The organism is Pelagibacterium xiamenense, from assembly GCF_021166475.1.
In the GTDB taxonomy this organism is placed as follows: Bacteria; Pseudomonadota; Alphaproteobacteria; order Rhizobiales; family Devosiaceae; genus Pelagibacterium; species Pelagibacterium xiamenense.
In genome coordinates this window covers 57,474-70,288 of record NZ_JAJOYS010000004.1, presented here as the reverse complement: position 1 = coordinate 70,288, position 12,815 = coordinate 57,474, and the positions used below count along the sequence as shown (strand labels likewise).

The 12,815-nt window shown below is 62.6% G+C and carries 15 protein-coding genes; 8 read left to right on the top strand and 7 right to left on the bottom strand.

Translation table 11 applies throughout. The features are described from left to right. The first annotated feature begins 35 nt into the window (after nt 1-35). Both argH and lysA read left to right on the top strand, forming a co-directional pair. Nucleotides 36-1,424, top strand: coding sequence for an argininosuccinate lyase (gene argH, locus LSG43_RS15490; RefSeq protein WP_231805851.1), 1,389 nt, complete (start codon nt 36-38; stop codon nt 1,422-1,424). A 47-nt stretch (nt 1,425-1,471) separates the two neighbouring features. After that, nucleotides 1,472-2,710: a diaminopimelate decarboxylase gene (gene lysA / locus LSG43_RS15485; protein ID WP_231806183.1), complete on the top strand. Its 1,239-nt coding sequence runs from the start codon at nt 1,472-1,474 to the stop codon at nt 2,708-2,710. On the opposite strand, the gene LSG43_RS15480 is transcribed toward lysA, so the two are convergent. Then, the gene (locus tag LSG43_RS15480) at nt 2,707-3,111 is read right to left on the bottom strand and encodes a response regulator (RefSeq protein ID WP_231805849.1); all 405 of its coding nucleotides are present in this window, start codon (nt 3,109-3,111) and stop codon (nt 2,707-2,709) included. The genes lysA and LSG43_RS15480 overlap by 4 nt on opposite strands. 59 nt (nt 3,112-3,170) lie before the next feature. Continuing rightward, nucleotides 3,171-4,040 carry a zinc-ribbon domain-containing protein gene (locus LSG43_RS15475; protein ID WP_231805847.1) on the bottom strand — a complete coding sequence of 290 codons (870 nt, stop codon included), beginning with the start codon at nt 4,038-4,040 and terminating at the stop codon, nt 3,171-3,173. Nucleotides 4,041-4,187: 147 nt separating this feature from the next. Here LSG43_RS15475 and ftsE point away from each other — a divergent pair, with 147 nt between their 5' ends. From ftsE to LSG43_RS15455, 4 genes are all read left to right on the top strand, one after another. After that, a complete protein-coding gene (gene ftsE, locus LSG43_RS15470) occupies nt 4,188-4,847 on the top strand; it encodes a cell division ATP-binding protein FtsE (RefSeq protein WP_231805845.1) in 660 nt (219 codons plus the stop codon). Further along, a complete protein-coding gene (locus LSG43_RS15465; protein WP_231805843.1) occupies nt 4,840-5,763 on the top strand; it encodes a cell division protein FtsX in 924 nt (307 codons plus the stop codon). The genes ftsE and LSG43_RS15465 overlap by 8 nt, the downstream gene beginning before the upstream one ends. A 65-nt stretch (nt 5,764-5,828) precedes the next feature. Continuing rightward, nucleotides 5,829-6,641: a lysophospholipid acyltransferase family protein gene (locus LSG43_RS15460; RefSeq protein ID WP_231805841.1), complete on the top strand. Its 813-nt coding sequence runs from the start codon at nt 5,829-5,831 to the stop codon at nt 6,639-6,641. Between the two features lie 218 nt (nt 6,642-6,859). Next, complete coding sequence (locus tag LSG43_RS15455) at nt 6,860-7,207, top strand: hypothetical protein (protein ID WP_231805840.1); 348 nt, start codon at nt 6,860-6,862, stop codon at nt 7,205-7,207. Here the strand turns inward: LSG43_RS15455 and LSG43_RS15450 are convergent. Beyond that, complete coding sequence (locus LSG43_RS15450) at nt 7,204-7,749, bottom strand: gamma-glutamylcyclotransferase (protein ID WP_231805839.1); 546 nt, start codon at nt 7,747-7,749, stop codon at nt 7,204-7,206. The genes LSG43_RS15455 and LSG43_RS15450 overlap by 4 nt on opposite strands. A 104-nt stretch (nt 7,750-7,853) precedes the next feature. Here LSG43_RS15450 and LSG43_RS15445 point away from each other — a divergent pair, with 104 nt between their 5' ends. After that, nucleotides 7,854-8,819, top strand: a complete 966-nt coding sequence (locus LSG43_RS15445) for a DUF2125 domain-containing protein (protein WP_231805837.1) — start codon at nt 7,854-7,856, stop codon at nt 8,817-8,819. Between the two features lie 4 nt (nt 8,820-8,823). Here LSG43_RS15445 and LSG43_RS15440 read toward each other — a convergent pair whose 3' ends face one another. The 3 genes from LSG43_RS15440 to LSG43_RS15430 all read right to left on the bottom strand — a co-directional run bounded on the left by LSG43_RS15440 (nt 8,824) and on the right by LSG43_RS15430 (nt 11,645). Then, nucleotides 8,824-9,747 carry a prephenate/arogenate dehydrogenase family protein gene (locus LSG43_RS15440; protein ID WP_231805835.1) on the bottom strand — a complete coding sequence of 308 codons (924 nt, stop codon included), beginning with the start codon at nt 9,745-9,747 and terminating at the stop codon, nt 8,824-8,826. After that, nucleotides 9,744-10,832, bottom strand: coding sequence for a histidinol-phosphate transaminase (gene hisC / locus LSG43_RS15435; RefSeq protein ID WP_231805833.1), 1,089 nt, complete (start codon nt 10,830-10,832; stop codon nt 9,744-9,746). Before hisC ends, LSG43_RS15440 begins: the two co-directional genes overlap by 4 nt. Before the next feature lie 81 nt (nt 10,833-10,913). Next, complete coding sequence (locus LSG43_RS15430; protein WP_231805831.1) at nt 10,914-11,645, bottom strand: class I SAM-dependent methyltransferase; 732 nt, start codon at nt 11,643-11,645, stop codon at nt 10,914-10,916. A gap of 128 nt (nt 11,646-11,773) precedes the next feature. Here LSG43_RS15430 and gloB point away from each other — a divergent pair, with 128 nt between their 5' ends. Next, the gene (gene gloB, locus LSG43_RS15425; protein WP_231805829.1) at nt 11,774-12,541 is read left to right on the top strand and encodes a hydroxyacylglutathione hydrolase; all 768 of its coding nucleotides are present in this window, start codon (nt 11,774-11,776) and stop codon (nt 12,539-12,541) included. Nucleotides 12,542-12,548: 7 nt separating this feature from the next. On the opposite strand, the gene LSG43_RS15420 is transcribed toward gloB, so the two are convergent. Further along, nucleotides 12,549-12,710, bottom strand: coding sequence for a hypothetical protein (locus LSG43_RS15420; RefSeq protein ID WP_231805827.1), 162 nt, complete (start codon nt 12,708-12,710; stop codon nt 12,549-12,551). Nucleotides 12,711-12,815 lie beyond the last annotated feature (105 nt).

Here is a 12,815-nt window from a genome sequence, read left to right as displayed (position 1 = left end):
TTATCCGTTTTTAAAACACGAAACTCGAGGCGCCGATGAGCAATCGCATGTGGGGAGGACGGTTCGCGTCCGGTCCCGACGCCATCATGGAAGAGATCAACGCATCGATCGGCTTCGACAAGCGCCTTTACAGCCAGGACATCGCAGGGTCGATCGCCCATGCCGAAATGCTCGGTGCCGTCGACATTCTGAGTGCGGAAGATAAAGACGCGATCATCTCCGGTCTAGAGACCGTCCGCGACGAGATCGCGCAGGGCAAGTTCACCTTTTCGCGAGCGCTCGAAGACATTCACATGAATGTCGAAAGCCGGCTCAGGGACCTGATCGGCGACGCTGCCGGGCGGCTCCATACCGCGCGCTCGCGCAACGATCAGGTGGCGACCGATTTCAAGCTCTATGTGCGGGACGCGATCGATACGCTCATCGCACAGATCGAGACGCTGCAGCGGGTGCTGCTCGAAAAGGCGGAAGCGCATGCCGAAAGCGTGATGCCGGGCTTCACGCATCTCCAAAGTGCACAGCCGGTGACCTTCGGGCACCACATGCTTGCCTATGTCGAAATGCTCGCGCGCGATGCCGGGCGTTTGCACGACGCGCGGGCGCGCCTCAACGAAAGCCCTCTGGGTTCGGCGGCGCTGGCGGGGACATCTTTTCCGATCGACCGGGATATGACCGCGCGAGCGCTCGGCTTCGACAGGCCGACGGCCAATTCGCTCGATGCCGTGTCGGACCGGGATTTCGTGCTCGAAACGCTCTCGGCGGCATCGATCTGCGCCATGCACCTGTCGCGCTTTGCCGAGGAGCTCGTGATCTGGTCCTCGGCGCAGTTCGGGTTCGTTACGCTTTCGGACAAGTTCTCGACCGGCTCTTCGATCATGCCGCAAAAGCGCAATCCGGATGCCGCCGAACTGATCCGCGCCAAGATCGGCCGGATCTTCGGGGCGTTCACGTCGCTGCTTGTCGTGATGAAAGGCTTGCCGCTCGCCTATTCGAAAGACATGCAGGAAGACAAGGAAGTTGCATTCGACGCGCTCGACAATTTTTCGCTCTGCCTGGCCGCGATGACGGGCATGGCGGGGGACCTGTCGGTCAACACCGACAAGATGGCCGCTGCCGCAGGCGCAGGATTTTCGACGGCGACCGATCTTGCGGACTGGCTCGTGCGGGTCGCCAACGTACCCTTCCGTGAGGCGCACCACATCACCGGTCGCGCGGTGGCGGCGGCGGAGGCCAAGGGGTGCGGGCTCGACGCGCTGACCATCGAGGACTTCAAGGAGATCGACGAGCGGATCACCTCGCAGGTCTTCAAGGTGCTTTCGGTCGAAAATTCGGTCAAATCGCGCACAAGCTTCGGGGGCACGGCACCCGAGAACGTCAAGGCGCAGGTCGCCGCATGGCGCGTACGGCTGGCGCCGCAGGGTTAGGGTCAAGGAATACCGTGGTTCACTATTTCGAATATCGCGGCGGCGCAATGAAGGCCGAGGATGTCGACCTGACCGCGCTGGCCGAAGCGGTCGGTACGCCCTTTTACTGCTATTCGGCGGCAACGTTCCGGCGGCATATCAGGGTGATGCGTGAGGCGTTCAACGGGCTCGACACGCTACTTGCGTATGCCATGAAGGCCAATTCCAACCAGGCCATGCTGCGGATTGCGCAGCAGGAGGGTGCGGGTGCGGACGTGGTGTCGCTGGGCGAGCTCGAGCGCGCGCTGGCGGCGGGCATTGCGCCCGAGCAGATCATCTTTTCGGGTGTTGCGAAGTCGTGGGCGGAGATGACGCGGGCGCTCGACGTTGGTATCTTGTGCTTTAACGTCGAATCCGAGCCTGAACTCGAACGGCTCGATCAGATCGCTGGAGCGCTCGGCCGGGTCGCACCGGTCTCGGTGCGAATCAATCCCGACGTCGATGCGAAGACACACGCGAAGATCTCTACCGGAAAATCGGAGAACAAGTTCGGCATTCCCTATGCGCGGGCGGAAGCCGTCTATGCCCGGATCGCCGAATCCGCGAATTTGAAGGCGGTGGGTGTCGACATGCATATCGGCAGCCAGATCACCGACCTCGAGCCTTTCGACAATGCTTTCGCGGTCCTGGCCGAGCTTGTCGAAACCCTGCGCGGCGCCGGCCATGCGATCGAACATGTCGATGTCGGCGGAGGCTTGGGCATTCCCTACCGCAAGAACGCTCCGGCGCCCCCCGACCCGCTTGCCTACGCGGAGATCGTCAAGCGGCGGGTTGCCGAACTGGGCTGCCGGCTCATCATCGAGCCGGGGCGGCTGATCGCGGGGAATGCGGGCATTCTCGTGACGCGGGTGGAATACGTCAAATACGGGCCGGAGAAGAATTTCGTCATCGTCGATGCTGGCATGAACGACCTCATCCGCCCAACGCTCTACGAAGCGCATCACGACGTCCTGCCGGTCACCGCGCCGGAGAACGAGGACAAGGCGATGCGCGCCGATATCGTCGGGCCGGTCTGCGAAACGGGAGACTATCTCGCGCTCGATCGGGTCGTGCCGCCGTTGGCCGAAGGTGATCTGTTGGCCGTGATGACGGCGGGCGCCTATGGCGCGGTGATGAGTGGGACGTACAACACGCGGCCGCTGATCGCCGAAGTGCTCGTGGAGGGCGACCGCTACCACGTCATCCGCTCGCGCCAAACGCTCGAAGAGCTGATCGGGGCGGACAGCGTGCCGGAGTGGCTGGATTAGAGCGCCGACTTCGCCAGCGGAATGACTTCGGCGGGCCGGCCGGCCAGTGCATCATCGACTTTCTCGATAAGCTGGGCGAGCGAGAAAGGCTTGTTGACGACGTCATAGATCAAGGCATCGAGGCCGTGGGCGCGTTCGCGCTGGTCGGCGAAACCGGTCATCAGAAGGATGGTCAGGTCGGGGTATCGCGCCCCGACCGAGAGCGCGAGCGCGATGCCGTCCATCACCGGCATCTTAATGTCCGAGAGCAGCAGGTCGAAAGCGCCGTCATGTTCGTCTGCGATCTCGGCCGCCAGGCCGCCGTCTGCGGCCTCGAGCACCATATGGCCGTGCATTTCGAGCGCGCGTACGACGAAAGCGCGCACATTGTCGTCATCTTCGGCAACCAATATCCGGGCCATCGTCCCTAACGCCTTTGCTTCCTGATTCTGCGCGCTCAGTATTGCGCATCTTTCTGTCGTTATCGTGCCGCCGCTTCCGCTTGGGTCCTGCCCTGGCCTTCAACGAAGGAAAGACGGACGGTTCTGATGCCTTCGGGGGGTGCGGTCAGTTGTGTGTCGATCGGCAAAACGTCACCGGGCAGGATATTGCGCATCTGCGGGGTAACGCCCCATTCGTAGATCACCTCCCCGTCCTCGCCGACAAGACTCACGAGTACCGGCGGAACGAAGGTTACGCGATTCGTGGTGTTCGTAATCTTAGCGGATACGATTAACACGCTGTTTCCATCGCGGGTGGTTCGCAAAGTGTTAATGTCACCAAACTCGAGCCCGATCACGTTGGTTCCAAGGCCGACGGCACTGTAGAGGCTGTTCAGGTCGGGGAAGGCACGCACGATTTCGGTGCGCTGGGTAACAACGAGAGCCCCCAGAAGAATTATCATGGCGGCGAGGGTTATGCGCGCGGCGCGCCGGATGCGGGCAATGGGCAGGGCACGGGTCATGTCGTGCTTGCGTTTGGCGAGTGCGAGTTTGCGCTTAAGGGCCTGGTCGGCGGTGTGAGCAGGAGCGGGCGATGGCGCAGATGGTTCCTCGCCCGGAATGAAGCTCTTGCCTTCGACGGGGCCGTCTGCGGCGTTGCCGTGGATTTCGAATGCCTTGTCGGCGAGTGCCTCGTCGTCGGGGGTGAACCGGTTGTCGCGGTCGGCGCGGAAGATCAGTTCGTCGTCATCGGGCTCGGGGTCGGCGGCGGGCTTAGTAGGGGCGGGAAAGCTCGGTGTCGCAGCCCAGGTGCTTTCGCAATTGGCGCATTTGACTTCACGGCCCAGGGCACCCAGCGCGTCTGGCGCAAGGCGATAGCGCGTATGGCAATTTGGGCATGTGATGATCACGCGTCTTGCGCCGGCCACTGGTTTCAGGACAATGCGGCGACACTATCGGGGATAGGGTTAAAACTCTTGAAACACCGCCCCAATCCCGCCATGGGGACACGATGGTTGCTAGTATGCAAAATCACAAGTGATTCGCGGAGTGGCGGTTTGATCGCGTTCGAAAATGTCGGGCTGCGTTATGGGCACGGGCCGGAAATCCTGAAGGATTTGACCTTCAAGATTTCGCCGGGGTCGTTCCACTTCCTCACCGGACCGTCGGGCTCGGGCAAGACGTCGCTTTTGCGGCTGTTGCTTTTGTCGCTCAAGCCTTCGCGCGGGACGGTTTCGATGTTCGGCGAGGACGTCACGCAACTCGATCGCGACCGGCTCTTGCAGATGCGCCGGCACATCGGGATCGTATTTCAGGAGTTCCGCCTTCTCGAGCATATGACGACGTTCGAAAACGTGGCACTGCCCCTGCGCGTGCGCGGGCAGAACGAGGCGAGTTACCGCGCCAACGTCGAGGAACTGCTCGACTGGGTCGGGCTCGGAGACCGCATGGACGCGCACCCGGAGGTGCTTTCGGGCGGGGAAAAACAGCGCGCAGCGATTGCACGGGCGGTGATCGGCAAGCCGGATATTCTTCTAGCGGACGAGCCTACCGGGAATGTGGACCCGGAGCTGTCCGAAAGGCTGCTGCATCTTTTCGCCGAGCTCAACCGGATGGGGACGACGGTGATCCTGGCTACCCATGAAGTGAACCTTCTTGAAAAATTCGATCATCCGCGCATGCTCCTCAATGACGGGGAGTTGACGATCCATGACTGAGGGTGGGCTGAGGCTCAATTGGCAGCGCCAGAATCCCATCGTTCCGGCCGGTTCGGTGGCCGGGCGCACGCTGATGCTCCTGATCGGCATCATGACGTTCTTGTCCTGCGTCACCTTCGGCGGGGTTCTGCTCGTGCAGAAATCCGCGCTGGGGTGGTCGGCCGATGTGGGGCGGGAGCTGACGATTCAGATCAGGCCGCTCGATGGGGAGGTGCTCGAATCCAACGTACGGCTGGCCATCTCGCTGGCCGAGGCCGTGCCCGGGGTCGAAAGCGCACGGGCTTTGTCGCTTGAGGAAAGCGAGGCGCTGCTCGAGCCGTGGCTCGGCGAAGGTGTAGACCTCTCGGATCTTGCGATCCCGCGGCTCGTCGTCGTGCGTCTTTCCGATCCGGCGGGCGTCGATATCGGGCGGCTTGAAAGCGAGATCGCCGGGATTTCGGGGGCAAGCGTCGAAACGCATGCCGCCTGGCGCCTTCAACTCAATACAATGGCCGGGACGATCGTGATTTCGGGGGTGTTGAGTCTGGTGCTTATCCTGCTTGCGACTGCGCTTGCAATTGTCTTTGCAACGCGTGGAACCATGGCGACCAATCGCGATATTGTCGACGTTCTGCATTTCATCGGCGCCTCGAACCGTTTCATCGCGGGGGAATTTCAGGGGCGTTTCCTGTTGATCGGGCTAAAGGGCGGCGTGGCCGGCGGGCTGGCGGCGATTGTCTTTTTCATCGTCGCGGGCACCGCAATGAGTACCGTGATGCCGGAGACGTCGTCGCAACAGCTCGGCGTTTTCTTCGGGCAGTTCGCGCTGGGCTTGAGCGGCCTGCTGGGCATTATCGGTGTTGTCCTGGTCATTGCCGGGCTCACCGCGATCACCTCGCGCTTGACGGTGCGCCGCTATCTGTCGCAAATCGCGTGAGGCGCCGGCCCTGACCCGGGCGCGCCTGTTACGTGGTTTCGGGAATTCGGCGGAGAGGCCGTGACATGATCGTACAGGCCATTCGCTCGACGCTGTTCTATATCGTCTTTTTCGTGCACACGATTCCCCTCGCGATCATCGTGGGGCTGATGGCCAAGCTTACGCCAGGTCTCAAGGCGCAGGGCTGGGCCATCGGGCAATATTGGGTTCACGCCAATCTGTTTTTCCTGCGCTGGATCGTCGGCATCCGCACAGAGGTGACAGGGGGAGAGAACATTCCCGAAGGCGGGTGCATCATCGCGGCCAAGCATCAGTCGGACTGGGACATCTATGCGCTCGTGCCGCAGACGTCGCAACCGGCCTTCATTGCCAAGAAGGAACTCCTCGATATTCCGCTGTTTGGCTGGGCCGCGCGGTGGATCAACACGATCCCCGTCGACCGCAAGAAGGGCAAGGATGCGCTGCCCGATATGATGGCGACGGCCGCCGACAGCCTTGAGCGCGGGTGTCAGGTGATCATCTTCCCCGAAGGTACCCGGCGGCCGGCACTGGCCGAACCGGCCTACCGGTCGGGTGTCACCAAGATGTATGCCGCTCTCGACGTTCCGGTGGTGCCGGTGGCGCTCACTTCGGGGCTTTATTGGGGGCGCAACAGTCTTGTGCTGTGGCCCGGTACTGCGCGGGCGCATATTCTTCCGGCAATTATGCCTGGCCTTCCGCCCGCTGAGTTCCAGAAGCTGCTGATCGAAACGATCGAGCGCGAGACCGAGCGGATGGTGCTCGAGGACGTGCACAAGGGGATCGCGCGGCCGATTTCGCCGCGCCTGCGCCACCGCATTGCCGAGCTCGAGGAGACAATCGGCGCGGGGCGGGATTGAAGCTATCTCTGGTAGTCTGCCCAAACAAAACCACAATATATTGACAAATGAAGGCGTGTCCGGTTTCCTACCCAGATGGATGCGTTGACTTTTAGACGCATTTGTTCTAATTTTGTTCCATTCAGCCCTGTTGGCTGTTGGTGTGTTGACGATGGCCCGGCCAGTGGACGCAAATACGCTGGCCGGTGTTTTTCGGGCAAGGCCGTGTGAGGGTGGCCATGATCGATAGGCAGAACGAGATCGCAGATATGACCGGCGCGGAGTCGCAGGTGGTGCTTTGGACCGGCCGGTCCGGGCGCCGCTATACGATGATGCGCGAACGCGGCGACGCGGTGGCGATGGCGCCAGCCAAGATATACCTGCTCTCGGTCGGCGATGTCATCCGGTGGGCCGGCACAGCGGGAGATCTCATCGACGATCACGCAAGCCGTGCGCGGTTCCGTCAAGCCTCAGCGCGTGGCGCACAGATGCTGTCCATGCCCGCGCCGGAGGACGAGCTCGCGCGGATGACCCTTGTCTGGGACCTCGACGGCATGCCGCACTATCCGGGGCGCAACGCGGCCTAGCCCGCCTTCCGTTCCGCCTGGAGCATGGCGCTCAATTCGAGCACGGGGCGGTCGAGAATACCCATATGCAGCAAATGTTCTGCGGTGTTGACCACGTAGTCGCGGTTGGCACCGGACGTGCCGTGTGCGTCGCGTACCAGCGCGAGTTGCTCGGCAAGGCTCAGTCGTCCTGCGTACTGTTCGTGGGAAGGGTCGACGAGATAGACCAGGGCGGTCACGGCTTCTCCGCTTGCCAGGCGGATGCGGCGCAGGGTTTCCTTGTAGACCCCGGTGACCTGCTCGCGCTCGCGCAGATAGGCGTGCACTTGGGACCAGTTCTCAGGCGAAACCCTGTAAGCCATGCCTACGCAGGATCCGCCGCGCTCGAGGCCGAAAACGAGTCCGGGATTGTCCGGCGTGCCGCGATGGTGGTGCGAAATGACGCAGAGCCGGCGATGCGCGCCGCGCAGCAGCGCCTTGTCCGACGCTTCGAATGGAAAGCCAGGCCGCCAGATCAGCGATCCGTAGCCGAAGACCCAGGGAATGGCGCTATCGGTGCTCATTCGATCTTTTATGGCGACAAACCCCCTGGCCGTCAAAGCATCTCCTTGCGACCGGCGGCAAATTGCCGGATGACGGCCTCAATCGGGCGCGATAAGAGAGGCCCATGAAGCGCTTTGTCATTCTGCTTGTTGCCATCCTTGCCGTCGTTGGTCTCTGGACCGGAGGCTGGTTCTATGTCGCCGGCCAGGTTCGCGCCAATATAGCGGCCTATGCCGAAGCCGACGGGGTCGCGACGCCACGCATCACCTGTGCGATGCTCGATGTGGGCGGGTTCCCGTTCAAGTTCAGCCCCCATTGCGCTGAGCCGGAAATCGTTTCGGGCGACTATACGATCCGGCTCGCCGATCTTGCCGGTACGGCCCTGTTTTACCGGCCCAACCATCTGCAGATATTCGCTAACGGGCCGGCGCAGATCGTCGATGCGTTCACAGGTTCCGAGCAGCAGGTGAGCTGGTCGAGCTTGCGCGCCAGCCTGAGGCTGGAGGGCGGGGAACTCGAACGGCTTTCGGTTGTAGCGGACGACATCGTTTACGCCGACGCGCTTTTTGGCGATGCGACGTATGCCGAAGCCACGCATGCCGAATTCCACGTACTGGACGCCGTCGTCGACGACGAGGCCAGCATGCCGGGCAATGTGGTCGATCTCTACCTTATGCTGGAAGGCGTCAATTCCGTCCCGCTCGGGATTGCAGACGGCACCGGCGATATCGACGCGCGGCTCACCGGCATGCCGCCCATGGCACTTTGGGGACATCCCGATTTTCTGCGAATCTGGGCCGGAAATGGCGGCGTCGCGATGCTGCGAGACCTTTCGCTTGATGCCGATACCGTCATGGTCAACGCGACGGGCGAGGCACGGGTCAGTGAAACCGGTCTGATCGAGGCGAGTCTCGAGCTCGCTTCTGAGGGCGTGATCGAACGCATCGACGCGCTTCAGGCCGATCCGCGCGCGCCGCTTCTGACCGGCGCGCCGGATGACGAGGGTATCTACCGGCAGAACATATCGGTGCGCGGCGGGACGGTCTTTGTCGGGCTTATCCCTGTGATGGGCCTGGCGCCCATCTTTTGAGCCGCTACTCCCCCGGCTTTCCTGTTCCATGCGCGCGCCCGAAGTCGGGCGCCTCGGTTTCCTGACCGGCTTCGATGATCGAGCGGCGGATGGCGCGGGTACGGGTGAAGAGCGATTCGAGCGCTTCGCCGTCGCCCACGCGCACGGCCCGCTGGAGGACGCTCAGGTCCTCCAGGAAGCGGCCGAGCATTTCGAGTACCGCGTCGCGGTTGGTCAGAAACACGTCCCGCCACATTATGGGGTCGGAGGCGGCGATACGCGTGAAGTCGCGGAAGCCCGAAGCCGAGAATTTGATGACCTCGGACTTTGTGTGCTGTTCGAGATCGTCCACCGTGCCCACGATGTTGTAGGCGACAAGGTGCGGGACGTGGCTCGTTATGGCGAGCACCAGATCGTGGTGTTCAGCGCTCATGGTCTCGACGCTCGAACCGAGCCCTTCCCAGAACTTCGCAAGCGTCGCAATTGCCGTTTCGTCCGTGCCCTCCTCGGGCGTGAGGACGCACCAGCGGCCTTCGAAAAGATCGGCAAAGCCGGCGGCAGGGCCGGAATGCTCGGTCCCTGCGAGCGGGTGGCCCGGTACGAAATGCACCCCGTGCGGGAGATGCGGCCGGATGACGTTCGTGACGTGGCCCTTGACCGAGCCGACGTCGGACAGGATGGCGCCAGGCTTTAGATGCGGGCCGATCTGCTTGATCAGTGCTTCATACGTGCCCACCGGCGAGCACAAGATAACGAGATCGGCGTCTTCGACGGCTTCGGCGGCGTCCATGGTGTAGATATCGCCAAGATTCAGCGTACGCGCCGTATCCAGTGTTTCGGCACGGCGTGTTGCGATGGCGATGGTTTGGACAAGACCCTTCTCACGGGCGCCACGCGCGATGGAAGAGCCGATAAGGCCGATGCCGATGAGGGCGAGCTTGTTAATCATTTGTTTTCCATAAATCTTGCGAGGCAGTCGGCGACGGCTTCCATGGCATTGGCACTTCCGATCGAGATGCGCAGGCCGTTCCCGATGCCGTAGCCGCCCATCTCACGGACCACAAGACCCTCTTCGAGAAGTGCGGCGTTGGCGCTGGCGGCAGTTTCGGCGTCCTGAAAGAGCGCAAGGACGAAATTGCCCTGGCTGGGCAGGGCCCGCACGCGGTTCGAATTGAGCTTTTGCGTGAGCCAATCGCGCCAGAGCGCGTTGTGGGCGTTGAGCGCTTTGGTGAATGCGACATCGCGCGCCGCAGCCGCGCCGGCGGCTTGCGCGGGCGTCGAAAGATTGAACGGGCCGCGGATGCGGTTGAGTGCGTCGACCACGTGTTCGGGACCATAGAGCCAGCCGATACGAAGACCCGCCAATCCCATCTTGGAGAAGGTGCGCACCATGACGACGTTTTCCGTACGATCAACCAGATCGATACCCACTGTATAGTCTCGGGCGGTGACATATTCGGCGTAGGCGCTGTCGACAACCATCAGGACGTTGGCAGGGATGCCCGCATGCAGGCGCGCGAGAGCGTCGGCGTTGAGATAGCTGCCGGTGGGGTTGTTGGGGTTGGCGAGGAAGACGATCTTCGTTTTGTCCGTCACGGCCCCGATGAGTGCGTCGACATCGGCGCAATAATCGGTCTCGGGCGCCATGACCGGTGTACCGCCGGCGGCCTGTGTGACGATGGGATAGACCATGAAGCCGTACTGGCTCATCACCGCTTCATCGCCGTCACCGATATAGGTCTGGGCCAGAAGATGCAGCAATTCGTCCGATCCCGCGCCGGCCACGATCCGGTCCGGGTCGAGCCCGTGCACTTCGCCGAGCGCCGAGCGGAGCTCCCGCGATGAACCCTCGGGATAGATCTCAAGCTTGTCGGCAAAGGTCCGGTAGGCCTCGATGGCCTTGGGGCTCGCGCCCAGCGGAGATTCATTTGCGGAGAGCTTGATACCCGGCCTGGCGCCCGATGCGGCTGCACGGCCCGGCACATACGGCGCGATCTTGAGAATGCCCGGCTGGGGCGTGGGTCTTTCGGACATGGACGGTGCTCAAATGGTAGGGTCGGCGCAATGCCGGGCGGACCATATTGGAGCACAGGGCGCAAGGCAATTGGCGCAAGTTCAATAAATCCGCGCGGTTTGCGGGGAAAAGGCGCGTTCTCCGGCGCGCCGTTCGATGCGCTTGCGGCGGGCGATGGCGGGGAACTGCTCCTTGCGGGCCCTCACGCACAGGATGCCAGCGAAGGTCGAGCCAAAAAGCCGCCCCGTGCGCTCGAAAAGCCGGGCCGACTTGATCACCGGCGCGCGATTTATGGGGGGAAGGTAGAGACAGTCGCGCCATTCGAGCGGGGTGAAGGAATGCTCGCGCAGGAGCGCGTCGAGCTGGCCGCGAGAGTATGGGCGCCCGAAGCCGAAGGGGTTATTGTCCCATTGCGCCCAGGGGCCGCGACGGCGGGGCACGGCGATGACGATTTCCGCGCCGGAGGCGCAGATGCGCCAGAGTTCCCGCATCAGTTCTTCTGCGTCGACAACGTGCTCGACTGCGTGAACGGCGATGACGAGATCGACTGCAGAATCGGTCAGGGGCAATTCCATGGGGTCGCACAGAACCGTGTGGGAGGGACCTTCGCGCGGCCATGCCGAGGCGCCCTGTCGTGCGGGCATGAACGCGAGGACCCGCTCGGCGCCCGAAAGCGCGCCGCGCAGATAGGGGGTGGCGAACCCCAGGCCCAAGATGCGTTTGCCGGTGACGTCACCTGCCAGCGCGCTGACCTGCTCGCGGATCAGGTGCCGCGAGAGCCGGCCAAGCGGAGACTTATAAAAGCGGATCAAGCCGTCGACATCGGGGGTCATCGCGCCGCCTTTTTGTGTGTTGCTTTGTCTATTTGGGCGTATCGGGTGGCGAGGTCAAATTTCCTCGTTCCGGCTTGTCACGGTCCGGCGGGCTGCCTAGCCTGAGGTAACCGTTGAGGGAGGACAGAATGCCTGCGCAAATCGCCATCTTCAAAGCGCGCTCGGACAATTTCGGGTATCTCGTGCACGACCGTGAAACCGGACGGACGGCGGCGATCGATGCACCCGAGGAACGGGCGGTTCTCGATGCCCTGACGGCGCACGGCTGGACGTTGAGCGACATCCTCATCACCCATCACCACGGCGACCATACGGAGGCACTCGGCCCGCTCAAGGCGCGATTCGGCGCGCGGGTCGTCGGGCCGAGGGGGGAAGCGGACCGGATAGAGGGGCTTGATGAACTGGTCTCGGGCGGGGATCGGGTGAGTGTGGGATCGGTCGCGTTCGACGTGATCGACGTGCCGGGCCATACGCTGGGACACGTCGCCTATCATGCTCCGGCTGAGAGAGCGCTTTTTTCTGGCGATGCGCTATTTTCGCTTGGGGTGGGGCGGATGTTCGAGGGCACGCCGGGACCGATGTGGGACGGCCTCAAACGGCTCAGAGCGCTCGATCCGCAAACCGCCGTCTATTGCGGGCACGAATATACCCTCGCCAACGCCAAGTTTGCCTTGAGCGTCGATCCGTCCAACGAGTCGCTGATCGCGCGGGCTGAGGAGGCGAAAAGCCAGATCGAAAGTGGTCTGCCGACCGTTCCCTCGCGGCTCGGCGACGAGATCGCCGCCAATCCGTTTCTAAGGGCCGATACGGTCGCTCTCGCGGGGCGGATGGGCCTCGATGGGGCCGACCCGGCGGAGGTTTTTGGCGCCCTAAGAAAGGCCAAGGATCAGTTCTAGTTCTTTCCTAGAGCTTCTGGCGCAGTTCATCCAGCCGCTGGATGCAGGCTTCGATTTCGGACTTAAGCCGGATGATGTCGGTGGGATGGGCCGCTGGGTTGTGCGCCAATGGACTGGCTTCAAGTTCGGTAATGGCCTTTTGAAGCCGGGCGAGAGCAGGTGCGGACATGAGCGGTCTCCGGCTTTCAAGGCCAACGCGGACGTAGGGAGGGCGAGGTTTCCTTAGCGCGGCGACGGTGTCCACGTAAAGCCGGACGACTTTTTTGTCGGCGGG